Annotated in this window: 23 protein-coding genes; 9 read left to right on the top strand and 14 right to left on the bottom strand. The window is 71.8% G+C overall.

The features are described from left to right. Window positions 1-32: 32 nt before the first annotated feature. Both ACQPY4_RS40060 and ACQPY4_RS40055 read left to right on the top strand, forming a co-directional pair. Complete coding sequence (locus tag ACQPY4_RS40060; protein ID WP_433330328.1) at window positions 33-1,277, top strand: DUF6745 domain-containing protein; 1,245 nt, start codon at window positions 33-35, stop codon at window positions 1,275-1,277. Between the two features lie 29 nt (window positions 1,278-1,306). Continuing rightward, window positions 1,307-1,777, top strand: a complete 471-nt coding sequence (locus ACQPY4_RS40055; protein WP_433330326.1) for a hypothetical protein — start codon at window positions 1,307-1,309, stop codon at window positions 1,775-1,777. Between the two features lie 53 nt (window positions 1,778-1,830). On the opposite strand, the gene ACQPY4_RS40050 is transcribed toward ACQPY4_RS40055, so the two are convergent. Further along, on the bottom strand, window positions 1,831-2,670 hold the full coding sequence (locus ACQPY4_RS40050) for a hypothetical protein (RefSeq protein ID WP_433330324.1): 840 nt from the start codon (window positions 2,668-2,670) through the stop codon (window positions 1,831-1,833). A 131-nt stretch (window positions 2,671-2,801) separates the two neighbouring features. Here ACQPY4_RS40050 and ACQPY4_RS40045 point away from each other — a divergent pair, with 131 nt between their 5' ends. Both ACQPY4_RS40045 and ACQPY4_RS40040 read left to right on the top strand, forming a co-directional pair. Continuing rightward, complete coding sequence (locus ACQPY4_RS40045; RefSeq protein ID WP_433330322.1) at window positions 2,802-3,932, top strand: sensor histidine kinase; 1,131 nt, start codon at window positions 2,802-2,804, stop codon at window positions 3,930-3,932. Next, a complete protein-coding gene (locus tag ACQPY4_RS40040) occupies window positions 3,929-4,534 on the top strand; it encodes a response regulator (RefSeq protein WP_433330320.1) in 606 nt (201 codons plus the stop codon). The genes ACQPY4_RS40045 and ACQPY4_RS40040 overlap by 4 nt, the downstream gene beginning before the upstream one ends. A gap of 85 nt (window positions 4,535-4,619) precedes the next feature. Here the strand turns inward: ACQPY4_RS40040 and ACQPY4_RS40035 are convergent, their stop codons facing one another. Beyond that, window positions 4,620-6,638 (bottom strand): ATP-binding protein, encoded by a 2,019-nt coding sequence (locus ACQPY4_RS40035; protein WP_433330318.1) that lies wholly within the window; start codon window positions 6,636-6,638, stop codon window positions 4,620-4,622. Window positions 6,639-6,812: 174 nt separating this feature from the next. Between ACQPY4_RS40035 and ACQPY4_RS40030 the strand changes: the two genes are divergently transcribed. Beyond that, on the top strand, window positions 6,813-7,712 hold the full coding sequence (locus tag ACQPY4_RS40030) for a PP2C family protein-serine/threonine phosphatase (RefSeq protein ID WP_433330316.1): 900 nt from the start codon (window positions 6,813-6,815) through the stop codon (window positions 7,710-7,712). On the opposite strand, the gene merB is transcribed toward ACQPY4_RS40030, so the two are convergent. The 9 genes from merB to ACQPY4_RS39985 all read right to left on the bottom strand — a co-directional run bounded on the left by merB (window position 7,667) and on the right by ACQPY4_RS39985 (window position 20,754). Continuing rightward, a complete protein-coding gene (merB, locus tag ACQPY4_RS40025; protein ID WP_433330314.1) occupies window positions 7,667-8,323 on the bottom strand; it encodes an organomercurial lyase in 657 nt (218 codons plus the stop codon). The two genes, ACQPY4_RS40030 and merB, sit on opposite strands and share 46 nt — an antisense overlap. Before the next feature lie 299 nt (window positions 8,324-8,622). Further along, window positions 8,623-9,903, bottom strand: a complete 1,281-nt coding sequence (locus ACQPY4_RS40020) for a DUF4132 domain-containing protein (protein WP_433330312.1) — start codon at window positions 9,901-9,903, stop codon at window positions 8,623-8,625. A gap of 233 nt (window positions 9,904-10,136) precedes the next feature. Then, window positions 10,137-11,795, bottom strand: coding sequence for a hypothetical protein (locus ACQPY4_RS40015; RefSeq protein ID WP_433330310.1), 1,659 nt, complete (start codon window positions 11,793-11,795; stop codon window positions 10,137-10,139). Window positions 11,796-11,920: 125 nt separating this feature from the next. Continuing rightward, window positions 11,921-14,686: a DUF5682 family protein gene (locus ACQPY4_RS40010; protein WP_433330308.1), complete on the bottom strand. Its 2,766-nt coding sequence runs from the start codon at window positions 14,684-14,686 to the stop codon at window positions 11,921-11,923. Then, complete coding sequence (locus tag ACQPY4_RS40005; protein ID WP_433330306.1) at window positions 14,683-15,801, bottom strand: ATP-binding protein; 1,119 nt, start codon at window positions 15,799-15,801, stop codon at window positions 14,683-14,685. Before ACQPY4_RS40005 ends, ACQPY4_RS40010 begins: the two co-directional genes overlap by 4 nt. 13 nt (window positions 15,802-15,814) lie before the next feature. Then, entirely contained in the window at window positions 15,815-17,089 is a 1,275-nt protein-coding gene (locus tag ACQPY4_RS40000) for a VWA domain-containing protein (protein ID WP_433330304.1), read from the bottom strand. Continuing rightward, window positions 17,086-18,792 carry a hypothetical protein gene (locus ACQPY4_RS39995; RefSeq protein WP_433330302.1) on the bottom strand — a complete coding sequence of 569 codons (1,707 nt, stop codon included), beginning with the start codon at window positions 18,790-18,792 and terminating at the stop codon, window positions 17,086-17,088. Before ACQPY4_RS39995 ends, ACQPY4_RS40000 begins: the two co-directional genes overlap by 4 nt. Next, window positions 18,792-19,277, bottom strand: coding sequence for a hypothetical protein (locus ACQPY4_RS39990; protein ID WP_433330300.1), 486 nt, complete (start codon window positions 19,275-19,277; stop codon window positions 18,792-18,794). The genes ACQPY4_RS39995 and ACQPY4_RS39990 overlap by 1 nt, the downstream gene beginning before the upstream one ends. 37 nt (window positions 19,278-19,314) lie before the next feature. Next, on the bottom strand, window positions 19,315-20,754 hold the full coding sequence (locus tag ACQPY4_RS39985) for an MFS transporter (protein ID WP_433339224.1): 1,440 nt from the start codon (window positions 20,752-20,754) through the stop codon (window positions 19,315-19,317). Between the two features lie 89 nt (window positions 20,755-20,843). Here ACQPY4_RS39985 and ACQPY4_RS39980 point away from each other — a divergent pair, with 89 nt between their 5' ends. After that, the gene (locus tag ACQPY4_RS39980) at window positions 20,844-21,335 is read left to right on the top strand and encodes a winged helix-turn-helix transcriptional regulator (RefSeq protein ID WP_433330298.1); all 492 of its coding nucleotides are present in this window, start codon (window positions 20,844-20,846) and stop codon (window positions 21,333-21,335) included. A gap of 8 nt (window positions 21,336-21,343) precedes the next feature. Here the strand turns inward: ACQPY4_RS39980 and ACQPY4_RS39975 are convergent, their stop codons facing one another. Further along, window positions 21,344-22,315 (bottom strand): helix-turn-helix domain-containing protein, encoded by a 972-nt coding sequence (locus ACQPY4_RS39975; RefSeq protein ID WP_433330296.1) that lies wholly within the window; start codon window positions 22,313-22,315, stop codon window positions 21,344-21,346. A gap of 52 nt (window positions 22,316-22,367) precedes the next feature. Here ACQPY4_RS39975 and ACQPY4_RS39970 point away from each other — a divergent pair, with 52 nt between their 5' ends. After that, on the top strand, window positions 22,368-22,757 hold the full coding sequence (locus ACQPY4_RS39970) for a cupin domain-containing protein (RefSeq protein ID WP_433330294.1): 390 nt from the start codon (window positions 22,368-22,370) through the stop codon (window positions 22,755-22,757). A 206-nt stretch (window positions 22,758-22,963) separates the two neighbouring features. Here the strand turns inward: ACQPY4_RS39970 and ACQPY4_RS39965 are convergent, their stop codons facing one another. Continuing rightward, on the bottom strand, window positions 22,964-23,545 hold the full coding sequence (locus ACQPY4_RS39965) for a TetR/AcrR family transcriptional regulator (RefSeq protein WP_433330292.1): 582 nt from the start codon (window positions 23,543-23,545) through the stop codon (window positions 22,964-22,966). Between the two features lie 112 nt (window positions 23,546-23,657). On the opposite strand from ACQPY4_RS39965, the gene ACQPY4_RS39960 reads away from it, so the two are divergent. Further along, window positions 23,658-24,485 (top strand): hypothetical protein, encoded by an 828-nt coding sequence (locus ACQPY4_RS39960; protein ID WP_433330290.1) that lies wholly within the window; start codon window positions 23,658-23,660, stop codon window positions 24,483-24,485. A 26-nt stretch (window positions 24,486-24,511) separates the two neighbouring features. Continuing rightward, window positions 24,512-25,006, top strand: a complete 495-nt coding sequence (locus ACQPY4_RS39955) for a hypothetical protein (protein WP_433330288.1) — start codon at window positions 24,512-24,514, stop codon at window positions 25,004-25,006. A gap of 9 nt (window positions 25,007-25,015) precedes the next feature. Here the strand turns inward: ACQPY4_RS39955 and ACQPY4_RS39950 are convergent, their stop codons facing one another. Continuing rightward, window positions 25,016-26,512 (bottom strand): CehA/McbA family metallohydrolase, encoded by a 1,497-nt coding sequence (locus ACQPY4_RS39950; protein ID WP_433330286.1) that lies wholly within the window; start codon window positions 26,510-26,512, stop codon window positions 25,016-25,018. Between the last annotated feature and the right edge of the window lie 20 nt (window positions 26,513-26,532).

Raw genomic sequence — 26,532 nt, 5'->3', positions numbered from 1 at the left:
ATCGACAGGAAGGGCGGTAGCGCCCGAATTCGATGAGCCGGTCCAGGGCGCCGTATGCGGCGCACCGCACCGACCCGCTCACCCGCGACCTCGAACGGCTCGACCGAGCCTTCACCCTCCGCGACGAATGGCTGGGCCACGCGCTCAGCACCGATCCCGCGGACCGTCCCGCCGCCGAAGCCGCGATCGGCGAGCTCTACCGGCTGATCGGCCGGAAACCACCCCGCTTCGTCTGGGCCGAGTCCCCGCACGCCGCGGCGGCGGCCCTGCCCCCCGACCGCAAGTTGCCCGATCTGCGCGATCCGTTCGCGCCGTCCCGGTATGCGGACTGGCCGGCCGCGACGCTGCTGGCCACGGAGATGGCGGCGCTGCGCAGGCGACTGGACCGGCGCGCCGGTTCCAAATGGCCGAGACCCTCCTGGCGTTTCGGCCCGGGCCTGGCCTCCTACCCGACGCCGCACGAGGCGCTCCGGAACGGGGTCGACCTTGCCGACCTGCTGAACACGGTCGTCGCGGGCGCCCTCCGGGTCAGCGTCCTGGACGGGATCGGCAAACCGCTGCGCACCACGCTCACCGAAGAGGTCGAGGATCCGCTTCACTTCACCTGGTACGGCCAGCATGAGGCCTACTGGGTCGCCCACTACGACACCTATCGGCGCCTCCGCCTCGCCGCCCCGTATGGGCCTCCGGACGACCACCGGCTCGACCAGTGGATGACGCTGGTGCGCTCCTGCGGGTGGTGGTGGCCGGGCGACGAGGTGTGCGTGGTGGTCGAGCGACCGGCCGCCGTCCACACCGAGTCCCTGCCCGCCGGACGGGAGGGCGAGCTCCGCCTGCACAACGCCAAGGACAAGGCGGTCCAGTACACCGACGGCTGGGGCATCTACTCCGTGAACGGCACGCGGGTGCCGGAGTGGGTCCTCACCGACCCGACGCCCGAGCGGATCGCCGCCGAGCCGAACATCGAGATCCGGCGCTGCGCGATCGAGCGCCTGGGCTGGGACGCCTACATCGAGCGGGCCGGCCTCGCCCTGGTCGCGACGGCCGCCGATCCGGGCAACGCGGACTGCGAGCTGCGCCTGTACGACCTGCCTCCCGAACCGTGGCAGGCGCCCTCGCGCGTGCTGCTCGCGATCAACGGATCTCGCGAGCGGGACGGCCGGCGCCGCCGCTACGGGCTGAGCGTCCCGGGGGAGATCGACGATCCCATCGCCGCCGCGGGCTGGTCCTACGGCCTGACCGGGGACCAGTACGCCCAACTGCTTCGCCGGACCTGATGACGAACCCCAAGAAAGGAGACGCGCGCATGACCGTGACCACCCTCGCCGACCTGACCCGGCTCACCGGGCTAGACGTCCTCGACCATCTGGAGCGCCAGGTCTCGATCCCCGTCATCGACGGCCTCCAGGCCCAGGGCGACCTCATCGTCATCCCGATCGGGATCCTGTCCGAGGTCGCGATCAGCGATGGCGCGCACTGGAACGACGTGCCGCCCTCGGGCGTGGAACTGCTGCGCGGCGGGGCGGGCGGCAACCCGCACACGCTGGCCGCCGACCATGGCGCGTGCCGCTGGACGACCGGCGTCCACGACCCGGTGGGCCTGGCCCTCGGCGCGCTGGAGACCAGCCAGGTCGCCTACCTCATCCACCCCGAGCACGGCGGCACCGGCATCGCCCCCGGCACCTATGTCGTCCGCCGCCAGCGCGAGCGGCTCCGGAGCCGGCGGCCCGGCGACGGCACGCTCGGCTACCAGGCCGTCCAACTGGTCGCCGACTGACGGCATGCGGGTGCGGCCGGTGGTCACCGGCCGCACCCGCCTCGCGGTCCCCGTCACGCGAGCGTGAGCAGGATCGTCAGGCCGAACAGCACGTCGTACAGCGCGCACCATTCGGCGTAGCCGCGCGGGACGACCCGGTCCAGCCGGTGGTGGACGACGTCCCACACGCCATGGACGATCCAGCCGCCCGCGATCAGCCAGACCGAGGTGGTCTCGTCCACCGCGAGGGCGGCCAGGGCCAGGCCCGCGTAGGCCACCAGTCCGCCGATCTGGATCGCCAGGTCGCGAGGGTCGCCCAGCGTTCTGCGGACGTTGCCGATCAGCAGGTAGGCGCCAGGCAGGGCGAGCAGGAGCAGGGCCGGGGGGACGCCCGGGTTCGTCCAGCCCTCGACGGTCATCAGCACCGCCAGCCCGGCGGGCCAGCGCCGCACGAGCGCCGCGACCGGGCCGTCCTTCTTCGCGGGCGCGTGGTGGTGGGCGTGGGTGTACTCGTCCTTGCGCAGGAGCATCGGCACCAGCATCGCCGGGAGCATCAGCGCGTGCCCGACCATCATCAGGTCCGAGCCGGAGATCAGGCCCGTCCAGTAGGGGACGAACAGCACGAGGAACGGCACGTACATCGACGCGCCCATCTCGGCGACGGGCGTCCAGGAGTGGCCCCGGTGGCGCATCCAGACCGTCATGCCGATGGTCATGTTGGTGGCCATCACGAGCGCTTCCATGTCGGGCCGCGCGAGGAAGGCCGAGTCGAGCAGGTTCCAGGCGGGTTCGAGCCCGATCATGCCCACGACCATCGCCAGGACCATCTCGGCGTAGTGCCGGACGAACCGCCGCCGGGACCCGGCGCTGGGGCGAGACGCGGTACCGGTCTCGCGGATCGCATAAGTGTTCATGGGTCGAGACTGCGCCCGCCGCCGCGCAATGCTCAGATGCCCGGTGTCATCGATCGACCATGCGGATCGCATGGCCCGGACGTGCGGATCACACCCCCGTATGGCGTGGGGCCTGCCAATACAATCCCCACGTGCCTGATCCCCGGCTCCGCAGAGCGCGAGTGGCGACGCTGGCCATGCTGGGCATGGGCATCGCCACCACCCTGGCCATGCCGGCGATCGGCGCCCTGCACGAGCCGAGCACGGTCCGCATCGTGGTTGGCCTCGCCGCGATCCTCGCCTTCACCCTCGCGCAGGGGTGCGTGCTGTACTCCTCGGTCACCCCGGCGCTGTCGCGGGCGCTGCACCGGCGCTTCGTGATCGCCTTCGCGGCCGCGTCCGTCGTGTCGGTTCCGCTGGCGGGTCCGCTCGGCGCCGGGAAGTGGGAGACCTGGGCCTGGATCGGCGCGTCCGTCGTGGCGACCGCACCGCTGCTGGCCGGACGGGTGACGGCCCTGGCGGCCTCGGCCGCCGCGCTGGCCGCCTCGGCGGGCGTCGCCGCGTGGAACGGCGACCCGGTGCTCCACTCCCTCCTGCTCACCGGCTCGCTGGGCCTGTCGATGGTCTCGGTCGCCGGCCTGCACGTCTGGCTGTGGATCCTGCTGGTCGACGCCGAGGCGGGACGCGACGCCCAGGGCAGGCTCGCCGCCGCCGAGGAGCGGCTGCGCTTCGCCCGCGACGTCCACGACCTGCTCGGCCACGACCTCTCGGTGATCGCGCTCAAGGCCGAGCTGGCCGAGCGGCTCGCCCCGGTCGCGCCCGAGCGGGCCGCCCGCGAGGCCGCCGAGCTGCGCGCCCTGGCCGCCGGGGCGTTGGCCGACCTGCGCCGCACCGTGCACGGCTACCGCGCGGTCGACCTGCCCGCCCAGCTCGACGCGATCGAGCGGGTGCTGCGCTCGTCGGGCGTGCGCTGCACCGTCACCCGCCCGGACGGCGACCTCCCGCCGGACGTCGCCGCGCTGATCGTCCCGGTGCTGCGCGAGGCGAGCACCAACGTGCTGCGCCACAGCACCGCCACATGGTGCACGATCGACATCGTCCGGACGGGAGACGAGGTGCGCATGACGGTGACCAACGACGGCGTGCAGGCGGCGGGGCCCGACGCCCACAGCTCGGGGCTGCGCGGCCTGGCCGACCGGCTCGCCGAGAGCGGCGGCGGGCTGCGCACCGAGGCGTCCGGCGGGACGTTCGCGCTGACCGCCGTCCTGCGGGACGCGTCATGATCAAGCTGCTGCTCGCCGACGACGAGGAGCTGATCCGCACCGCCCTGGCCGCGCTGCTCGGGCTTGAGGACGACCTGGAGGTGGTCGCCCAGGCCGCCGACGGCCGGACCGCCGTCGAGCTGGCGCTGTCGCACCGCCCCGACGTCGCGGTCGTCGACCTGGAGATGCCCGGCCTGGACGGCATGGCCGTCACCGCCGAGCTGGCCTCGGCGCTCCCGGCGTGCGCGGTGGTGATCCTCACCGGGCACAGCAAGCCGCCGTTGCTCAAGCGCGCCCTGACGGCGGGCGCGAAGGGCTTCCTGCCCAAGGGCTCGCCCGGCGGCGCGCTGGCCGACGTCATCCGCCGCGTCCATGCCGGAGGCCGCTACGTCGACCCCGCGCTGGCCGCCGACGCGCTGACCGCGCCCGAGTCGCCCCTGACCGAGCGCGAGCTTGAGGTGCTGCGGCTGGCCGGGCTCGACACCCCGGTCGCCGTCATCGCCCGGCGGACCAGCCTGTCCAACGGCACCGTCCGCAACTACCTGGCCGCCATCGTCACCAAGCTCGGCGTCGGCACCCGCGCCGAGGCCTTCCAGAAGGCCCGCGAGCACGGCTGGCTGTAATAACGAAATCTCGCCCCACCTACGCTCGCCCAGCGGCTCGCTTCACCGGTTCGTCAACGCGATCGCGCGCGGGGTCGGGGTCACGTCAATCCGCCAGCGCGAATTCGGGTTCGGTTCCCAGGCCCTTGGCGTAGGCGGCCTCGTGCGCCTCGTCACCGATCGCGGCGCGGAGCCGGCGCTCGCACTCCTTGCGGGCGGCGGTCAGCTCGGGCGAGCCGAACTGCGAGCGCCCGTGCGTCCGCCGCCACAGCCGCTCCCCGATGCCGAGCAGCAGAGCAGCGCGCTCGCCGTCGCCGAGGGCGCCGGTCGCCATCGCCAGGACATCGACGGCCAGCGCCATGCCCCAGCTGTCGCCGAGCCGGATGTTGCCCGCCAGCGCCGCGCGCGCGTGCTCGGCCGACGAATCGGGATGTCCGAGGCCGAGATCGGCCAGCGCCTGCACATAGTGGCCCCACGAGCCCGACTTGCACTCGCCGCGCCGGACGCTCTCGGCCCGGATGCGCTCGGCCAGCTCCGTGGCCTCGGGGAGCCGGCCGCTGACCACGTAGCCGAAGGCCGAGGCCGTCTGCGCCAGCATCCAGATCGCCTCGTGCAGTCCTCCGCGTGCGGGGGAGACGTCCAGCGCGTCCAGAAGCTCCAGCGCCCGCTGGGGAAGAGCCCTGATCGTGCAGCTCGCGGCCTCCAGATACCCGGCGGCGAGCGCCGCGTCCGGGTCGCCGGTGGCCAGGCACGCGTCGATGGACCGGTCGGTCGCCGCCAGGTCGCCCTGGGACAGGACGACACAACCGTGCGCCCAGGCCGCCCGGGTCCACAGCGGGCCCGGCTCGGGCGAGTGGGCCAGGGCGCGTTCGAGGTAGTCGCGGCCCTCGCGCTGGAACCCGCACGAGAACCAGAAGAACCACAGGGCCCCGGTCATCTCCAGCGCCGCCGTGCCCGGCTCGGCGAGCGAGGTCTCCAGCGCGACCCGGACGTCGGCGTAGTCGTCGGCCATGCGGCGGTACCAGGCGAGCTGGCCCTCCCGCGTCCACTGGGGAAAGGCCCGCCTGGCCTGGTTCAGGTAGTGGTCGCGGTGGCGCAGCCGGACCTCGTCGGTCTCGCCGAGCTCGTCCAGCCAGGACGCGCCGTACTCGCGGACGGTGTCGAGCAGCCGGTAGCGGCCGTCCTCCTCGACGACGATGGACTTGCGCGCCAGCGCGTCGAGCGTCGCCGGGACGGTGCCGGGCGTGAGCGGCCCGCCGGAGCAGACGTCCGCGGCCGCCTCGCGGGTGAAGCTTCCGGCGAACACCGACGTCCGCGCCCAGAGCAGGCGTTCGGCCGGGGCGCACAGCTCATGGCTCCACCCGATCGCCGCGCGCAGCGTCTCGTGCCGGGGCGGCACCTCGGAGTCCGCCTTGGGCCGGGTGAGCAGCGCCAGCCGGTCGTCCAGCAGCGAGGCCAGCCGCTCGACCGGCAGGTCGCGGACGAGCGCGGCGGCCAGCTCCAGCGCGAGCGGCAGGCCGTCCAGGCTGCGGCACAGACGCTCCACCACGTCCCGGTTGGCGGCGGACAGCGCGAACTCGGGATTCCCGGCGCCGGCCCGCTCGCCGAAAAGCCGGGCGGAATCGGCCTCCGGGAGCGGCTCGACCGCGACCCTGGCCTCGCCCTTCACCCGCAGCGGCTCGCGGCTGGTCGCGATGACCGACAGGCCGGGCGCCGCCTCCAGCAGCGCGGTCACCAGGAGCGCGCAGGAGTCGACCAGATGCTCGCAGGTGTCGAGGATCAGCAGGGACCGCCGATCCGACAGATGGTCGGCCAGGACGTCCACCATCGGCCGCGAGGTCTGGTCCTGGAGGCTCAGAGCGCGCGCCACCGCGTGGGCGACCAGCGCTCCGTCGCGCAACTGCGAGAGCCGCACCAGCCACACGCCCCCGGGATAGGAAGCCCCGACACGTTCGGCCGCGCGCAGCGCCGTGCGGGTCTTGCCCACCCCGCCCGTCCCCGTCACCGTGACGAGCCGCGACGACCCCAGCCGCTCCTCGATCCGCGCGAGCTCGTCCCCGCGTCCGACGAAGCTCGCGAGCCCGGCGGGGAGGTTTCCCGGCAGCTGACGGACGGCACTTGCCATATCTCACCGACTCCATCGAGGACATCGAGCGCTGGGCGGCGACGCGACAGATCGTACTCCCAAAAGTACATGGCTCCCCGGGTACGGTTCGCTACGATGAGCAACCCTTAGTCGCTCGCTCCAGGAAAAAGCGGGGCCCCCATGGCGCGATTCAGTCGTGGTAGCGGATGGGCCGTGGCCGCGTTGGCCGTCGCCGCCTGGTTCGCACCCGGTTCCCCGAGCGTCCCGGCCGCCCTCGGAGCCCTCGCCCTGCTCGTGCTGGTCGTCCCGCGACGCCGGTCGAAAGCCGACCCGGAGACCGGGCCCGTGCCGCCCGAAGTCCCCGAGCGCTGCGGCGCCGTCCGGGTCGAGGCCCGCTACGCCCCCGCGGCGGGCGCCACGATGGGCGGCGACCTCTACGACGTCGTCCACACCCCGTTCGGCGTTCGCGCGATCATCGGCGACGTCACCGGCCATGGCGCCACGGCGGTCGAGCTGGCCACCGACGTCCTGACCGCCTATCGCGACCTCGTCCGGCACGAGCCCGGGCTGCCCGGCATCGCCGAACGCCTGGACGGCTACCTGGCCGCCCGCATCCCCCAGCCGACCGAGCGGTTCGTCACCGCGGCCCTCGTCCAGATCCCCGACGGGTCGTCGACCGCCGAGCTCCTGGGGTGCGGCCACCCCTCGCCCTTAGTGCTGCGCGGCGGCCAGGTCCGCGCCGTCGCCGGTTTCCACACCGCCCTGCCCCTCGGGCTGCACGACCTGGCCGACGGCTGGCCCCTCCCGTCGTCGATCCCCTTCGACCAGGGCGACGCGCTCCTGCTCTACACCGACGGCGCCACCGAGGCCCGCAACCCCCAAGGCGACGAATACCCCCTGGCCGAACGCGTCGCGCTTCTCCGCAGCGACGACCCCTGCGAGTTCCTGGACCGCCTGGTGGCCGACCTGGGCACCCACACCGGCGGCCGGCCCCATGACGACGTGGCCCTCCTCCTCCTGCGCAAGGAGCAGGAGGACGCGCCCGCCCCGCCCCGGGCCGCCGGACGTCAGAGCCCCCAGAACGCGCCGGTGAGACCGGCCTCGCGGAAGTAACCGGCCGCGGCCGCCGGCTCGCGGCGGGTGTACCCGCGATCGAGCCGCCCGGCGTACCACCCCCGGGCAAGCCGCCACAGCGTGCCGAGATCCATGACATACCCGCGCTCGTGTCCGGCCTCCCGCAGCCACGCGTCGACGCAGCCCTCGCCGCAGAACAGCCGCTGGTTTCCACAGGTGTGGACAACGTCGTCCCACATCCGCGATACCGGGACGAGGAAGTGCGCGACCTGCGGGCCCTCGGGCGGCGCGTGCCGGTCGACGACCAGCGCGTGCGGCCGCCCGCACCCGGGACACCGCGTCGACACCAGCACCTCTGGCTCGTCCGGCACCAGATGCGGCAACGCGAACGAATCCCACGCGCACCCGCCCCACCACAGCGTCCGCTCACCCATCACCGCGAACCCCAGCGGGATCGACGCGAACGGATGCGCCATCACGACCCGGCCGTCCGCGCCGAGCACCACATGCCGCTGCTCCGCCAACTCCCGCAACCCGTCCGGCGCCCCACCCCCGAACCTGTCCACCAGCTCCCCAGGCTCAGGCGCCCGCCCCGTCTCAGCGAACCCCCGATAAACCGCCAGCCGCAGATCTTCGATCTCGAAACCCATCACCCCACGCTGCCATGCTTGGACCGTTCTCGTCCCGCAAGACGACGATCAACGCCCAGCGCCAGGCCCACCGTGCTCAGGTCTTCGCGGTCAGATGGGTGAGGTCGGCGATCACCTCGGAGGCAACAGCCGGAGAGACGCCCCCAAACACCCGGGCACCGGTCTCGCGGAACGCCGTCGAACACCACATCGTCGCTTGACGCGGTGATGGCCCGGGTAGGTGGGCCGTCCCCTTCGAGGTGAGGGCTGGGGGAAGAGTGTCGAGTGCGACGTCGTTGCTTCGCGCTGCGATGGTCTGGTCAGCTGTCGGACAGGCGGGAGAGGTCGGCGATCACCTCCGAGATGATGGTCGGGGGGACCGTGTCGAACGGCTGCATGTCGATGGTCTGGAACCGCTGCGGCTGTTCGGTGACCCAGACGTGGGTGACGGTCACGTCGGGCCAGGCGAACGGGTCGTCGATGACGATGCCGGGGTGGAGGTTGGCGACGATATGGCGATCGCCCGGAAGCGGGCGTGAAATCCACACCTCGACCCCGTTGTCTTGAGGCGCCCCCCGCTCCCACCCGCGTCGCACCAAGCCCCAGACCTTGTACGCGGTGGTGGCGGTTCCTTCGAAACGCTTGAGGCGGCCGGTGGCGCGCTCTTCGTCGGTGAGGGTGTGGACGGCACGTCCGAGCTGCTTGAACGGCTGGAGGAGCTCGTAGTCGGCGAACACCCGCGTCCAGGAATCCAGATCGTCGCCGAGGTCGAAGGGATGGGCCACCGCGATCATCTCGCCGGGTTCCACGGCGTCGTCATGGACGTCGGCACAGGTGCGGTCTTCGGCCAGGCGGAAGGCGGTGCCGCCGGACGTCCAGACCAGGCGCCGGGCGATGTGCCACATCAGCGGGTGCCGGACGAACAGCGCCTCGAACTCTCGTGGCGACCACTGGCGACCCATCACCATCGCCAGTTCCAGGCGCGCGACCTGGCCGGAGGCGAGTGCCCGGACGTCCTTCTTGAGCCGGGTGAACCGCTCGTAGGCGCGCGGAGCCAGCGTCGCGTCGTCGCGAACGCCCGGCTTGGGCAGTGTTTTGCGACGGGTGCCGTCTTCGTCGGCCACGAACGGTCGCAGATGTTCGTCGAAGCCGACCGTGAAGCGGCGTGGGCCGTAGTCGAGGACGAGGCCGCCTCCGGCGTCCAGTCCGAGGTCCGGGACCAGCCGGTCGGCCAGCTGCTCGGTCGAGAGACCCAGCCGGTCCGCCACCTCGGCCAGCTTCTCCTGGGCTCGGGCCTTGAGCGCCTTGAACTTGGCCTTTCTGGAAATGCCGTCAAGCTCGGTCAGGGCGACCTCGCCGCCGATCGCCGCCAGGACGTCGAGGCCCTTGACCGCCATGGCATGGTGGCCCTCGCCGGGCCAGGCTTTGATCAGCGGGCCGATCCGCCGCGCCGAGCCGTCGTCGCCCAGCAGGCCGAGCGCGACGAAGCCCAGATCGTCGCCGTGCTGGAACAGCTCCCAGGCGAAGGCCGTCAGCGATTCGGGGTCGCAGAGCGCCTTCACCTTGTCGACACCGGGGTGGGGCCTGCTGAGCGTCGACATCAGGAGCATGGTCAGGAAGCGCCAGGTGACCTTCTCTGGGAGTGCGCGGTCGCGGTCGCGCAGGCGGATCTGCGGCAGACGGGAGGGCGCCGCCCGCTCGGGGACGTCGGGGATCTTGCGCGGCAGAAGATCGTCGGGGTCGCGCTCCAGCAGCGCCGCGATCGTCGCGCGGGCGTCGTCGCCATGGACGGCCGCCGCCTCGATGACGGGGTCGCTCCCGTGCTCCGCCGCGATCAGGTGCAGCGCCCAAGCGCCATTGCGGCGCCCGGTTTGCCGAGCGCCGCCGGGATGAGCAGCGGGACGGCCCGGTGGCCATGACGGCCGAACCAGATCGCGGCGATCTCGCGGGCCGCGGTGTTCCGGGACGACCAGTCGGCCATGAGTGCGGCCACCTCGGCGTCGAGGTAGGGCAGGAGCAGGTGCCCGAACCGTACGGGTTTGCTACGCGCGAACCAAAGCGCGGCCGGGAGTGCGTCCAACTCGTAGCGTGCGACGAGAATCCGCATCCACTTCTCGGGATGCCTGGTCGTGTCGGTGAGCCGCCAGTCTTTGGGGAACCATCCCCGAAGCAAGGGTCTCGCCCTCCGCACCGGCCCGTGCGCCAGCACGGTGACCTGCTCGGACTCGACCAGATCACCGACGCGGAACGCCTCCACTCGCGCGGCCCAGATCGGGTCGTCTTCGGTCGCTCTTGGTGGCGCCTGGCGGTGATCTCCCGCCCGTTCGCAATCGGCGTAGTACCAGCCCGGGTCGTAGCCCTGGGTGCCGTTCTTCCAGTGCTCCAGCTCGCCCGGTTCCCAGGAGATCGCCCGTTCGTTCGGAGTCGGGATCGCCAGGACGAAGGGTTTCTCCTTCGGTTTCTTGCGCGTCCAGGGCGGATTCACCAGCGACGGCGGGAGGGTATCGTCGGCCGCCTCAGGAAGGCGATGGGACCCGCGGATCAGCGCCTCCACCACCGCCCGCGCGGTTGGATCGAGGCGCGGCAGTGACGCGGCGGCCGCCTCGGGAAAAGCTCGCACCTGGCCGTCGAGCAGCTCGGAGGGGCCCAGACGCTCGGCCAGCACGCGGATCGCCCGCTCCGGAAAGCGTTTCATCGCCGCCAGCAGCGTGGGTCGCGCGTCGAGCCGGCGGATCAGGTGGGCCATGGCCTCGTCCGACGGCAGGGCCCCGAGCACTTCGAACAGGGCCTCGCGTTGCTCGGCCGACGCGCCGGCCTCCACCGTCCGGATGGTGACCGGCGCCGCCAGGGGGCCCAGCCCCTCGGCCAGGGTCGCCAGCAGGCCGAGCTCGCAGTTCGGCGGCGCGATCTTGTCGCCGAACGAGTCGAGGTGCCTGGCGGACGACGCCACGCACATCACGATCCATTGCAGGTCGGGATCGGGTGGGCCCGAGCACGCCTCGTCCGCCCATTCGGTCTGGTCAGGTGCCAGGTAGGCCACGACGAGGCGTTGGAACTCTGTACGTCGGTGTGCCGCGAGTTGGTTGACCGTGTGGCGATACTCGGATTCGGGTGCGGCGGCGAGGATCGATCGGAGGTGGCGGGCGCTCGCCCTGCCCAGGAAGCCGTGTTCGTCTTTGCCTCGGAAGTCGAGCCGGTCGCTGTCCCAGGTCGGACCGAGCGTGGGGAACTCGGCGAAGGCGCACGCCGCGAACGTGGCGCCGCCTTGCGCGGTCCAGGCGTCGAGGAGGGCGGGTTCGTCATCGGGACCGATGACTGTGGCGGCGACCGCGGCGGCGCCGGTGGGGGTGTTGGCGCCGTTCAGGTATTCGCGCGCCGCCTTGACCAACGCTGCGTCGCTTTGAGGGTGGTTCAGCACCTCGTCAAGGCGTGTCTGCTTTTCCTCGATCAGTCCGGAGAGCCACTTGCTCGGCGTCGGGCGGGTGGGGAACACGGGGACGGGGGTGCCACCGCGTCGTGGATGGAGATGCCCTGGATGCACGTGCCGTAGCCAGTTCTCGGGCACCGGGTGCTGGTCGTGGGTGACTCGTCCGGTGTTCATCGGTGAAATACCTCGAATCACTCGGAAAGGAGTGTGGCTAGGGCGGTGGTGGTTTCGGGGTGGCGGGTGAGGAAGGCGGGGACCTCGGAGGTGGTGGTGGACTGCCAGGTGGGGGCGATGTCGAGGAGGTTCGCCACGGCGTCGCAGGTCGCGGGGTGGGTGGCCAGGAGGTCGGTGGCGGGGCCCGAGGTCGGCTGCGGGGTCGGCTGGTTGGGGCGTGGGGTCTGGTTCCAGGGCGGGGTCCAGGCGTCCAGGGCCGGGAGGGTGCCGGGGAAGGTGCGTCCGGCCTCGCGGACGAGGACGGGGACCAGCTCGGCGGCATGGTCGCGGAGCGTGGTGATCAGCTTGGGCAGCCAGGGCAGCAGGACGGTGTCGGGGAGCCGTCCGAAGGCCTTGGACATCACCTCGACCACGAACGGCGCGAGCGCGGGCGCCGGTTCGAGCGCCTGGACGAAGCCGCTCAGGTACTGCGGGAACGCGGGGATGACCAGCGGGTTGGCCAGCAGGGCGTCGCACTCGGCGCGCAGGTCGGACAGGGGGAGCAGGCCGAGCTGGTTGAGGGCGGCCCAGTGCAGCGCGACCTTGGCCGGGGTCTCGGGGTGGGACTGCTTCACCGCGATCTCGAGCTGGACGTGGTCGCAGCCCAGGGAGAGGGCGAGGCTCTCCATGCTGAACAGGAAGCCGAGCATCGCCGCCACCTGCCGGACGCCGGTGTCGTCGTCGACGAACGCGGTCGGCAGCAGCGTGCAGTAGTGCGCGTACCCGGCCGTGACGAACGCCTGGCACCAGGCGGGAAGCTCCGGCTCGGTCGCCCGGTAGTGGGCCAGGAGACGGCGGACGCGGCGGAGCACTTCGGGGGCGTCGTCGACGGTCTGCTCGGCGGCCAGGAGTTCGACGGCGCGGGCGCCCAGTTCGTCGACGAAGCGGTGTCCGTCCAGGTAGAGCAGGGCGTCCTCGATGGCGGCGAGCGCCACGGCGGCGGTGGCGCGGGGCTCCCACACGCTGCGGCGCAGTCGCTGTTCGAGGACCTGCTCGATGGTGACGCCCTCGTAGCCCAGCTCGACGATCGAGCGCTGGTAGCGGCCGATCGCCAGGTCCCAGCTTTCCTGGATGGGACGCTCGCCGAGCTTGCGGGTGCCCATGATGGGACGGACGACGCCGTCCGGCAGCAGCCGCCGCAGCACCCACAGCAGGTCGGAGCACGGCACCAGCTCGGGACGGGCCTCCAGATCGAGCAGGGCCCGCTGGATGGTGCGTTTCTCCAGGTCGAGGCCCAGCGGCGCGAGACGGTCGAGGACGTCGCGGGCCAGTGGCGGCAGCGCCTCGTAGCCGACCTCGCCGACGCGGTCGCCGCCGAGCAGGATCTCGCACAACCGGCGCACGTCGCGGCGCCCGGGGACGGTGTCCTTCTCGATGCAGGTGATCGCCGCGTCCTGGAAGTCGTACGGCGTGGGGCGGCCCCGGTTGCGCAGGCCCGCCAGCAGGATCGAGGTCTCGAAGACCGCGATGGCGTCGGCCGTGCTGGCCAGGTAGCCGTTGCGCCGGGCCAGCCGGACGATGTCGACCGACCAGCCGAGCAACTCGGCCTCGTCGAGCTCGTCGAGCACCGGCGGGCTGGACAGGAACCCCGACAGCCGGTCGACTACGGGGCCGTCGGCGGCGGGCGGCACCGCCTTGGGCGGTTTGCGGGCCTTGCCGCCCTTCTGGCCCGCGAGACGGAACGGCGTGACGCCGCCGCGCGAGACCGCCTTGGCGTAGGTGGCCGAGGCGATCGAGACCGAGCCGGGTGCCAGCCCGAACTGGGCCTCGATCGCCGAGTGGCTGGACGGGATGAGCCCGTACTGCCAGCGGGTCGCCGTGCGCGGGGTGATCTCGAACGTGGCCTCGGCGTCCAGCCCGAACTGCTCCACCCGGCTGGCCGCGTGGAAGGCACCGCAGACGTACAGGCACTCGGCCGGGTCGGCGCCGGTGGCGGCCAGGTGCTCGCGCATCCGGGTCCACATGTAGCGCTCGCGGTCGTCGTCGCGGCGGTCGTCGTCGCGCTCGGGACGCAGCCGCCGGAACAGGCTGCCGATCAGCACCATGACCTGCCGGTAGGTGGCGTAGTCGGCGCCCGCCAGGGGCTGCTCGACATATTGGTCCCACCATTCCGACCAGTGCCGCACCTTGCCGTGGTGCAGCAGATGCGCCTCCAGCTCGGCGAAGCCCGGACGCAGGTCGCCCAGCTCGATGCCGACGGCGTCGCCGTGCATCGCCGCCTCGTCGTCGGCGGCCTTCTCGCGCTGCTCCTCGTCGGTCGCCGACCACTGGAAGACGTGGTCGGTGGAGCGGTCGACCAGGACGAGCTCGACGCCGGGGATGTCGAGCGCGTAGGCGATGGCCTGGTACTCGGCGGACGCCTCGGTGATGGGCGCGACGACGCTGAGCGGGGCCCATTTGGCCGGGAACCCGTCGATGTCGGTCGCGAACGCCTGGAGCGCGACCGGCAGGCGGCAGTTGCGCAGCTCGTCCAGGAGCGGGGCGAGGTCTTCGCACAGCTCCATGAAGACGACCTTCGGCTGCTTCTCGCGCAACCGGCGAGCCATGGCCAGCGCGGACGCCGGGGAGTGATGGCAGACCGGGAAGATCTCCAGCCTCTCGCGCAGCGCCCGGTCGACGTCGTCGACGATGCCCGCCAGGATCGCGGGCACCGCGTCCGAGCCGCCTGCGAAGGTCTCGGCCGCCCCGAGCAGCTGGTCGCGGAGCCCCCCGAAGACGCCGTCGAGGGTGGTGGCGGCGGTCATGACAGCTGGGCGAGGGCCTGGCGGCCGCCTTCGAGGAACTCGGGCCAGGGGCCCTCGGCGTCGCTCTTGCTGCGGGGCTCGACCACGCCGTGCCAGAACTTGTTGAGGATCGCCAGGTCTTCGGGATTGCGGCGGGCCAGCGACCCGACCAGCGAGCTCGCGAGCGTCGCGGCCCGCAGGGTGTCGTCGCCGAAGAAGCGGCTGTGCAGGATGGCGTCCTCGAGCACGCCGATCTGCTCGGCGGTCGACAGCGCCGACTCCAGCTTCTGGTCGTCGCTGGTGGCCGAGGCCGCCGCCGAGCGCAGGTCGGCGAAGCTCTGCAGCAGGATGTCGAGCAGCGTCGGCGGCACCTCCAGCTCGATGCGGTGGCGGCGCAGCAACTCGGTGGTGCGGAACCGGACGATCTCGGCCTCGCTGCGCTTGTTGGTGACGACCGGGATCCGGACGAAGTTGAACCGGCGCTTCAGCGCCGAGGACAGGTCGTTGACCCCGCGGTCGCGGCTGTTGGCGGTCGCGATGATCGAGAAGCCGGGCTGGGCGAAGACGATGTTGTCGTCGTCGAGCTCGGGGATCGAGACGTACTTCTCCGACAGGATCGAGATCAGGGCGTCCTGGACGTCGCTGGTCGAGCGGGTCAGCTCCTCGAACCGGCCGATCACGCCCCGCTCCATCGCCGTCATGATCGGCGAGGGGATCATCGAGTCGCGGGACTGGCCCTTGGCGATCACCATCGAGACGTTCCACGAGTACTTGATGTGGTCTTCGGTGGTTCCGGCGGTGCCCTGCACGACCAGTGTGGAGTTGCGGCTGATCGCGGCGGACAGCAGCTCGGCCAGCCAGCTCTTGCCCGTGCCGGGGTCGCCGATCAGCAGCAGCCCGCGGTCGGACGCCAGCGTCACGATGCCGCGTTCGACGAAGCTCCGGTCGCCGAACCACTTCTGTGGGATCTCGCGGTCGAGGCCGTCGGACGGCTCCGACCCGAGCACGAACAGCCGGACCATGCGCGGGCTGAGCCGCCAGGAGAACGGCTTGGGTCCGTCGTCGACGGATTCGAGCCAGTCGAGCTCCTCGGCGTACTTCACCTCGGCCGGGGCGCGCAGCATCTCGTCGGTCATTCTCAGGGGTCTCCTAAGCGATGAAGTTCTTCAGCTCGAACACGAGTTTCTGGATGTGGCCCGAGATCACGGGAGTGCCCAGGTTCTTCAGGCGCTGGCGGAACCAGGGGTTCACGCTCTGGTGGCCCGAGCTGTTCACCGAGCCGACCGGGATGAACTTCACCCCGGATCGGTGCACGGCCTCGATGCCGTCGAACAGCGGCTGCGACCTGTCGAACTCGTAGAAATCGGAAATCCACACCATGACGGTGTTGCGGGGATCGGTGATCTTCGGCCGGGCCATGGCCATGGCGACCGGGCCGTCGTTGCCGCCGCCCAGCCGGGTGCGCAGCAGCACCTCGAACGGGTCGTTCACCCAGGGGGTCAGGTCGAGCGCCCGGGTGTCGTAGGCGATCAGGTGCACGTCGACCTTGGGCAGCCCGGCGAAGATCGAGGCCAGGATCGTGCAGTTGACCATCGAGTCGACCATCGACCCGGACTGGTCGACCACCACGATCAGCCTGGCGGGCGTGGTGCGCTTGGCGGTCTGGCGGTAGAAGAGCCGGTCGACGTAGAGGCGCTCGTCGTCCGGGCTCCAGTTGGTGAGGTTCTTCCAGATCGTGCGGTCGAGGTCGAGGTTGCGGAACACCCGCTTCGGCGGGACCGAACGGTCGATCTTTCCCGCGCTGGTCTGCTGCACCTGCGTGCGCAGGACCTGCGCCACCTCGTCGATGTACCGGCGGATCAGCGACTTGGCGTTGGCCAGCGCGACCCCCGACAGGTTGGCCTTGTCGCGCAGCAACTGCTCGATCAGCGACATGCTCGGCGTGAGCTGCCGGGCGAGCACCGGATCGGCCAGGACCTCGCGCAGCCGCATCCGGTTGACCAGGTCGCCTTCCAGCCCGGACAGGACGCCGGCCATCTCGCCCGCGCCCTCTTCCCCGAGTGCCTTCTTCAGCCAGCCGGCGTCCTTCTGCCACCCGGCCAGCTGAGTGGCGGTGACGTTGCCCGTGCCGGTCTGGAACACGTTCAGCAGCAGCTTGGACACCAGCGCCGCCCGGCGCACCCGCTGCTCGGGCCCGTCGCCTTCGGGTGCCATCAGCTCCGCGAACTCGCTCTCCAGATCGGGGAAGCGCTGGACGAGGTTGTCGACCGACACCCCCGGGTCGAGCAGCGCGGGCGGCAGGCCGAGATCGTCGACGATCGCGACCCCGGCCGACTCCAGCGCGGGCTGCTCGTCGCCGTCGAAGACACGGGCCAGCAGCCGCCAGTACAGGGCCTGCCTGCGGTTCTCCTCCGAATCGGTCATTTGCGCAGCAACCGTCCCGCCCGCTCGCGGAGCACGGCGACCGCGTCACCCGACCTGGCCTCGGCCTTCACGACCTTGGGATCGGTCGGACCGAGCGCCCAGTCGCCGTTGTGCGCCTCGACGGGCTTGCGCTTGACCGTGGCCTGGACGGCCAGGGGCTGCAGGGCCCAGCGCCCGCCGTCCCAGCGGAGCAGGCCGATGCAGGACGAGGACGCCGCCACCAGCTCGCGCGTGATCGGCCCGCAGGCGGGGAGCCGGTCGAGGTCGAGCGGCAGGACGTTGCCGTCGAGGTTCAGCGACCCGCCGTCGACCGTGTAGCCCTCGACCAGCACAGGTTCGGCGATGCGCACCGGGTGCCGATCGAGCGGCGGCACCGCCGGGGCCAGCGCGCCGGTGAGCTGGAGCCGGGCGGTGGCGAACGGGTCGGCGGCCTCGCCCGCCTCGGCCCGGTCGTCCTGCCAGAGCAGATCGCCACCCGGGAGCAGCGCGAGCGCCTCGACGGTGAGGCTCCGGCGCTCGGCCAGCGCCGTCAGCAGCACCGGATGACCTTCGAGCAGGTTCCACACCGCCGGGCCCACGATCGTGTCGACCTTCGCCGCCGCCACGCTCACGCGCACCAGGCGCCGCGCCGACCCGTCGGACGGTTCGAACACCGCGTGGACCTGCACCTGAACAGCCGTCGCATGCTCGTGAACATCGGCCCCGAGAATCAACAGCCGCCCCGACACCATCTCGCCCCCGGCCGCCGCCGGCGGGTTGTCCCCCCGCAACGCCTCACTCCCGGCCGCCCGGAGGTCGTCTCCCTGAGCCGCCTCGCCCCCGACCGATCCCAGGGAAACGTCCCCCCGCAACGCTTCACTCCCGGCCGACCCGGCCGCCCGGAGGTCGTCTCCCTGAGCCGCCTCGCTCCCGGCCGATCCCGGGGGGTCGTCCCCCTGTACCGCCTCGCTCCCGGCCGATCCGGCCGCCGGGACGCCGTCCCTAGGTACCGGCTCGCTCTCGGCCGAACCGGCCGCCAGCGGATGTGGGGGGACGTCCCCCCGTACCGGCTTGGCGGTCGCGGGCCACGGGCGCTTGTGCGCCAGCAGCATCGCCCTGGACCACAGGTCGGCCCAGCGCAGCGCGGGCACCGTCGCGGCCGTCGCGATCGGGCACGAGGCCCGCAGCTCGGCCGCCAGGCCGTCGAGCAGCACCGCGAGCCGCCGCAGGCCGGGCTCGGCCAGCAGGGCCTCGATCGTCTGGTCGGCGGCCGAGACCAGGTCGTGGTCGACGCCGCGCCACCCGGTGATGGCCAGCTCGTGCAGCCACGAACGGCACCCGCCCAGCAGGTTGGCCGACACGGGATCGGGGACGGTGTCACCCGGTTCCCACCCCGCCCGCTCGCGCCCGAGCGCCGCGTCGAGCCCGGCGAGCCGCGCGTCATGCACCGCCCCGAACAAGGCGGAGCGCGCCCCCGCCAGCACCGTCAGATGCCGCTCGCTGATCGAACCCGCGGCGACCTTGCCCACGGCCTCCTCCACCGCCGGTCCCAGCGGTGAGGAGGCCAGCGCCCCGGCCAGCGAACCGAGCGCGGCCGCGCGCTCCTCACCCAGCCGGGCGAACCCGTGGACGAGCGCGTCGTCGAACCCCGCCACCAGGTCGAGCGCCTCGTCGGCACCCGGGGAGGCGTCGTCGAGCAGCCCGCCTAGCTGCACACCGAGCATCAGCGCACCGCCTCCGTCGCCGGGAACCAGTGCATCTCGGCGATCGGCGCCGTGGTGACGGGCAGCTCCAGATAGGCCAGATGCCGCAGGAACCTGCTGAAAACCACGGCCGCGGGGGCCGACTCGTGGACGCCGCTCATCAGGCCGACCAGATCGTCGTCCGGCCCGGCCTCGACCTTCAGGTACCGGGTGACACGATCCAGCCCGTATTGGAGGACGGCCTCGTCCGCCAAAGCCCGCAGGTGCTTGCACGGCGCCCCGCGCAACCCCCCGCACAACCGGTTGTTGTTGGTGCTGCAGTTGTAGTTGTGGGAGCCCGCCGCGAACGACGACACGTACACCCGGGCGATGTCGGAACCGCTCGACACCACGCCCTGAAGCCGCCCGTCCGCGAGCTCGACGAAGGGGACCTTCGCCAGCTTGCGCGGACGGACGGACGGCACCACACCGGCCGCGCTCCGCTCGCTCCTCGATCTCTCGATCATGAGCCGGAACCTATCGCCCGGGTCGGACAACCGAGGGTCAAACGCGCTCGCTCGCGGTCACCACCGGGGCGGACTCCGGCGCGGGCGTCGCCGCGTCCCTGGTCCGCAGCCCGAACACCATGATCAGCGCCGCCCCCGCCGCCAGCACGACCGGGACGAGGAAGCCCGCGCTGACCGCGTCCATCCGCGCCCCGTCCGACGTGCGACCGGCGAGCACGGCCACCTGGACGGCTGTCGCCGCCGACAGCCCGAGCGCCATGCCGAACTGGATCGCGGTGTAGAGGAGCCCGCTGGCCAGCCCGTGCTCGTCCTCGTGGATGCCCTCGGTACCGGCCATCGTCAACGGCCCGTACGCCAGCGAGAACGCCAGCCCGAGCAGCAGCATCGTCGGGAACATCAGCGCATACGTCGTGTCCGGCCCGATCGGCAGGAACAACAAATAGGCGACCAGCCCCAAAACCAGCCCGCCGAACAAGACCCGCACCGTCCCGAACCGATCCACCAACCGCGGGGTGACGGTCGGCGACAACACCACGTCGATGCCCGCCACCAGCATCGCCAGCCCCGTCTGCACGGTGCTCCACCCCCGCACTTCCTGAAGGTAAATGGTCACCATGAACTGGAACCCGGCGAACGAGGCCATGAACAGCAACGCCGACAGGTTCGACCGCACCAGCGGCACCGACCGCAGAATCCCCAGCCGCACCAGCGGATGAGAAGCCCGCCGCTCGATCGCCACAAAAGCCGCCAGAAAAGCCAGCCCCCCACCAAACGTGAAGACCGTGACCCAAACACCATCCCCAGGATGCTCCAACCGCACCACGCCATAGACAAGCAGCAGCATCGCCCCCGTAACGCTGAACGCCCCCGCGAGGTCGAAGCCCCCCTTCGGCCGCTTCGGCAGCACCCGCTCGTCCTTGATCAGCGGGATCGCCGCCAGAAGGATCACCGCCGACAGCGCGACGGGGGCGAAGAAGACCCATCGCCACCCCAGCGAAGTGAGCAAACCCCCCACCACGAGCCCAAGCGAGAACCCGCCCGCCCCCACACCGGCGTAAATCCCGAACGCCTTCGTCCGCCGCGGCCCCCGGGGGAAGTTCCCCGCCACCAAAGCCAGCCCCGCCGGAGCCATGAACGCCGACGCGACCCCCGTCACGAACCGCGCCATGAGCAGCATCCACGCCTCGGTGGCGAACCCGCCCAGCCCCGAGAACACGATGAACACGCCCATCCAGAACAGGAACATCCGCCGCCGCCCCAACAGGTCGGCAGCCCGTCCCCCCAGCAGCATGAACCCGCCGTATCCGAGCACATAAGCGCTCACGACCCCGCTGAGCATCCCCGTGGACAGCCCCAGATCGGCCCTGATCGACGGCAACGCCACGTTCAGCATCGCGATGTCGATCCCCTCCAGGAACACGGCCCCGGCGAGCACCAGCAGCACAGCCCAATCCCGCGCGCCCAACCGTTCGTCCACTGCGGACAAGAGCCCTCGACCTCCTTGGTATCCCAGGCGACTGCCAGTTCCTTCTTGTAACCAACAGCATCGTCGGACACCATGGGCTCATGGAAGAGGGCACATCAGAGTTCCCCGGTCACCGCGGTGATACCGCCCCTGAGTTCGACGTTCTCAACTGGGACGTCCGCGAGGACTGCGAGGTGCGCCAGATCCTCGACCGCGTGGCCGACAAGTGGTCCCTCCTCGTCCTGGCCATCCTCGAACAGCGCTCCTCCATGCGCTTCACCGAGCTCCGCCGCAAGATCGACGGCATCAGCCAGCGCATGCTCACCCGCACCCTGCGCCACCTGGAACGCGACGGCCTGGTCAAACGCACCGTCCACCCAACCGTCCCCCCACGCGTCGACTACGAACTCACCCCGCTGGGCGCCACTCTCCACGACACCATCCGCGCCCTGGTCACCTGGACCGAACGCCACCAGAACCAGATAGCCGCCGCCCGCACCGCCTACGACGCCCGCATAGCCGACGAGGCCGCAGCCGCCGCCAAACTGGCCGCCGACCGAGAAACCCCACCCCCCAACACCCTCCGCCCCTGACAGCTGCCCTAGGGGGTGGGTTTGGGGTGGGTGAAGTGGCGGCGGTATTGGGTGGGGGTTAGGCCGGTTTGGTGGCGGAGGCGGGTGCGGAGGTTGGCTGCTGTGCCCAGGCCGGTGAGGTGGGCTACCTGGTCCAGGGGGAGGTGGTCGCGTTCTAGCAGGCGGCGGGCTCGGTCGAGGCGTTCGTTGGTGAGCCAGGCCAGAGGGGTCGTGCCCAGCTGGGCGGTGAAACGGCGGTGGAGGGTGGCGGGGCTGACGGCGGCCTGGCGGGCCAGGGCGGTGACGGTGAGGGGCTGGTCGAGTCTTTCGCGGGCCCAGGCCAGGACGGGGGCCAGGGAGGTGTCGGGGGTGGGCGGGAGGGGGTGTGAGATGAACTGGCGTTGGCCGCCCTCGCGGTGGGGGGCGAAAACCAGGCGGCGGGCGACCGCGTTGGCGATCTCGGCGCCGTGGTCGCGGCGGATCAGGTGCAGGCCGAGGTCGAGGGCGGCGGCGCTGCCCGCGGAGGTGAGGACGTCGCCGTCGTCGACGTAGAGGACGTCGGGTTCGAGGAGGACGTCGGGGTGGCGGGTGGTGAACGCCTCGGCCCAGCGCCAGTGGGTCGTCGCTCTGCGGCCCTTGAGGACGCCTGCGGCGGCGAGGGTGAAGGCTCCGGTGCAGAAGCTGACCAGGCGGGTGGTGTCCGCGGCCTCGGCGATGGCTTCGAGGACCTCGGGGGGTGAGTCCGCGAGGGGGTCGGGGCGGTTGGGGACGATCACCGTGTCGGCTCGGGCGAGTTCGGAGAGGGGGGCGACGTCGGTGAGGGTGAACATGCCCAGGTGCATGAGGACGGAGGGTGTCGCGGCGCAGAGGGTCAGGTCGTACCAGCGGCGGTTCAGTTCGGGACGGCGCAGGCCGAACAGCTCGGTGGCGACGCCCAGTTCGAAGGGGTTGGAGCCCTCGTCGACGAGGACGGCGACCCGGTGCGAGGATCCATGCGACATATGCGATTCCTAGCACTCGTGGGTGCGGGCGGCCAGTGGCGACCATGGACGGGTGACTCAACCCATTTCGCTTGAGGCGGCCCTGGGCCGGATCGAGGCTCTGTGGAGCCCGCACATCGTCAGCCAGGTCAACGACTACGACGTACGGATCGCGAGAGTGGCGGGCGAGCATGTCTGGCACGCCCACGATGACACCGACGAGTTCTTTCTCGTCCTGGACGGGGAACTGGAGATCGCACTGCGACGTAATGGGGGCGAGGACGCCGTTGTGCTGCCTCGCGGATCGGTCTTCGTGGTGCCGCGCGGTATGGAGCACCGTCCGTCATCGCGGGACGGGGCCTCGATCCTGGCCTTCGAGCCCACCGGGACGCTCAGTGTCGGAGACCGCCATGACCCGGTGCCCGACGGTGTCGATGTCACCACCGGGCATTTCCTGCTCTAGGTGCCGCAGGTAGTCGTCGATCTCCTGGGGGCAGACGGCGCCGGGCTGGGCCTGCTCGGCACCGGGACCGGCACGTTGACGTTCAGCCTTCTGTCCGTCGCCCTGGGCGTCGGTATGGGCGGCGATCGCGCCCACGCAGGCCGCGGGCGTGCTGGCCGTGGACGGTCTGCATGTCGCGGGCTATGTGGCCGCCGCCGCTGGATCGGTCAGCTAGGACGGCGTAGCAGCGGCAGCACGACCTCGTCCAGGATCTGGACGATGGTCTCCTGCGGGACGGGTGCGCCCTCCACCAGGAAACGGAACATCACCATCTGGTGGCCGAGGTCGGCGAGGTGGCCCTCGACGCGGGCCGGGTCGAGCTCGCCGGCCTCGGCGGCGGCCCTGAGCAGGGCGCGGAGTTCGCGTCCGCGCGGTTCGAACACGGTCGCGCGCAGGGCCGCCAGCAGCTCGGGCTGGTGGTGGGTCTCGCTCAGCAGCGCGCGCATCGCGGCTCCGCCCGGCCCGGCGAGCCCCATCGCGAGTCCGTTGAGCAGCCGGAGCAGGTCGGCGCGGACGTCGCCGGAGTACACGGGGACGGGCCCGGACGGGAGCCCGTTCATCACGGTGTCGAGCACCAGCGCGTCCTTGGTCTGCCAGCGCCGGTAGAGCGGCCCCTTCCCGGTTCCCGCCCGCGCGGCGACGCCCACCATGGTCAGCCCCGCGTATCCCGTCTCGGCCAGCTCGGCCAGCACGGCGGCGTAGATGGCCTGGAGCAGTTCATCGCCCCTGCGGCGCGTGCGTCCCGCCATTGCTCACCCCCATTGATCCCCTAGGGGATTATTCAGGGGAGGGCGTGCTTGTGTCCCTCGGCCCTCTGCCGCACTCTTTAAGAGACATCAGAGTCTCTTATAAGGGTGGGTCATGCCGAGTTCGATCAGAGCCGCGGACGTCCTCGCGGTCGCCTTCACGGTCTGGGCGGTGACGACCGGGGCGGCGTGGTTCCTCGGCTCGGAGGTCCAGGGCCAGGTTTCGGGCGTTCCGCTGGCGACCGTTGGTGCGGCTAGCCTCGCCGCCCTGGTCAGCCGCCGCCGGACGATGCTCGTCGCCCTTCATTGCGTGCTCATCCCGGTCCTGTTCGCCCTGGTGATCGTCGTGGGGTCGTTCCAGCCCTTCCTCGGCATGGCGCTCTCGACCGCGCTGCTGGTCGCGATCAAGCCGGCGTTCCCCCGGCTGCGGCCGCCCGCGCGCAAGCTCTGGCTGACGCTGCACGTGGCGTCGTCGTCGGCCTGGCTCGGCGCCTCGACCACGATGGCCGTGCTCAGCTTCGTGGGCCTGCTGTCCCCCGACCCCGGGGCTCGCAGGCAGGCGTATGCGTTCATGCACCTGCTCGACCTGGCCCTGGTGATTCCGATGGTGTTGCTGTCGATCGCCACCGGCCTCGTCCTCTCGCTGGGGACGCAGTGGGGCCTGCTCAACCACTGGTGGGTCGTGACCAAGTTCGTGATCGCACTGGCCATCGTGGCCACCGCCGCGGCCTGGGAGAACTTCCTGGTCCGCGGCCTGGCGGAGGCGGCCGCGGCAGCTCCGCCCGGAGACCCCGCCGGTCGCGACTGGAGCCTGGCCGCCTGCATGGTCGTGTTCGTCGGCCTGCTCCTGACCGCGACGGCGTTCTCCGTCCTCAAGCCCGGCGGGCGCACCAAGCGCGGCCGCCGTGACCTCAGGCGCGCCCCCGCGTCCGCCCGCGCCTGAGACTCCCCCCGATAAGGAGATCGAACATGACAGAGACACAGCCCGACCGCCGCCGCGTCCTGCGCGGGACGGGTGCCGCCGCCCTCGGCGCGGGCCTCGTCGGACTGGGCGCCGCCGTGCCCGCCCGCGCGGAGGACGGGAAGCCGGACGCCCTCGCCGACCCCGTCGGCACCTGGCGCGGGACCGTCACGATGGCCGACCAGACCGAGGTGGCCCTGTTCACCTTCCACCCCGGCGGCATCTTCACCTCCTTCGCCGAGGGCATCCACATCGCCACCGGACGCTGGGAGGCCCTGGACGAGTTCACCGTCAGGTTCTCGCTCTGGCAGGTGCTGCCCAGCGACCTCCAGGAGGGCCCGCACAAGTACAACGGCGAGGTCCAGGCCATGCACATGGGCCGCGTGGTGGGTCAGGACCTGCTCAGCGAGGGGACCGGGCGGCTCATCGACATCAACGGCCGCGAGATCAGCCGCGGGGTCGTCCGCACCAGGCTCAAGCGCTACGGCCTGAAGCTCTTCTAGACGAGGTGGTCAGCGGTGGCGCCGTCCCAGGAAGATCGGGTTGGTGAGCGCCACCATGGTGTCCGGAGTGGTGGCGGTGGCCTGGGGACGGCGCACCTCCGCGCGCACGTAGGTGGAGTTGCGCGGTGTCGTCTGCCAGGTCACCGTCCCCTCGCCGGACGCGGGGAGCGCGGCGGTGAAGCGCTGCCCCTGCTCGCTCCACAGGCGCACGTGGCACCCGGGGGCGCCGCGCACGGTCAGCGTCACCGTGACCATGGCGTCGTCGTCGACCTCCAGCCGCTCGCCGATGCCCGCGCGGCGGCCGTTCGCCTCGGCGGTCAGCGACAGGTCGACCCCCGCGGACTCGGCGATCCACAGCCGTCCCGTCCGGACGCCCGCGAGGATGGCGCGGCGGTCCAGACCGTCGGCGTGGACGACGTTCTGCGGCAGCCCGATGACCTCGGGCTCGCGATGGGCGTCGCTGTTGCCGACGGCCGGGAGCCAGCGGCCCGAGCGCGCCTGGGACGCCAGCAGGTTGTCCCAGTCGGCCACCGACGCCGCGTCGCCCGCGTCCCACGGCCCGTTCCAGACCTCGACGGCGTCCATGCCCGCGAACCCGAACTTCCACGAGCAGCCGACGCAGGGCCCGAAGGGGTGCGCGGCGACGGCCAGCCCGCCCGCGCGGTGGATCTCGCGGACGAAGCGCGGCAGCCCGCCGTCGACCGCGCGGTAGCGCCAGTCGACCCAGGCGCCCGCGGGCAGGCCGAGTGCGGTGTAGTGCCCGTTGCGGGTGGTGACCTCCTCGCCGTCGATGATCAGGAGGTCGGGGCCCGCGAACTCGCCCCAGACGCCGGACGCGGTGGTGGTGTTGTGCTCGGTGCTGACGATGTAGTCGAGCTTGGCCGCGCGCGCCCCGGCGGCGAGCTCGGCGGGCGTGCGGCGCCCGTCGGAGTGGACGGTGTGCAGGTGCATGTCGCCCCGGTACCAGGCGCGGCCGCGCCCGGTGGCGCGGTGCGGCGCGGGCTTGGGGACGAACGGCGTGCCGTCCGGCCCGGAGGTCAGCTTGACCGTGACGGTCCAGTTCAGGCCCTGCGGGTGGACGGTGTAGGGCCCGAGGATGATGTGCCAGGTGCCGCGCCGCACGCGTCCGGGCACGTAGCCGGGCGTGGCGTCGGACGCCGCGATCGTGAACTCGGTGCGGGCGCCGCCGGACCAGCCGCGGAACCCCTTCTCGTTGCCGAGCTCGTAGCCGTTCTCGTCGAAGATCCCGATGTCGAGCGCGTTGCCGGACTGCCCGGCCGGAGGCGCGGGCCGGTCGTAGGAGTAGGTGACGGTGATCCGGTTGACCCCGCTCGGGACCTCGACCGGCACGTAGACCCAGTCGGGGGCGCCGTAGCCGATCCGGCCCGTGATCGTCCTGGTCTGCTCGGTCCCGGGGTCGGCCTGCGCGAACCCCAGCGGATCCATCACCACCGCCGCGCCCGCGGCCGCGCCGGTCAGGAAAAGCCGGCGGGGAACCTCGCCCATCTCCATCGCCACCTTCCAGA

The sequence above is a fragment of the Spirillospora sp. CA-294931 genome, assembly GCF_050946795.1.
GTDB lineage: Bacteria > Actinomycetota > Actinomycetes > Streptosporangiales > Streptosporangiaceae > Spirillospora.
The sequence above is the reverse complement of the archived record's forward strand: the minus strand, read 5'-3'. Positions and strand labels throughout refer to the sequence as shown.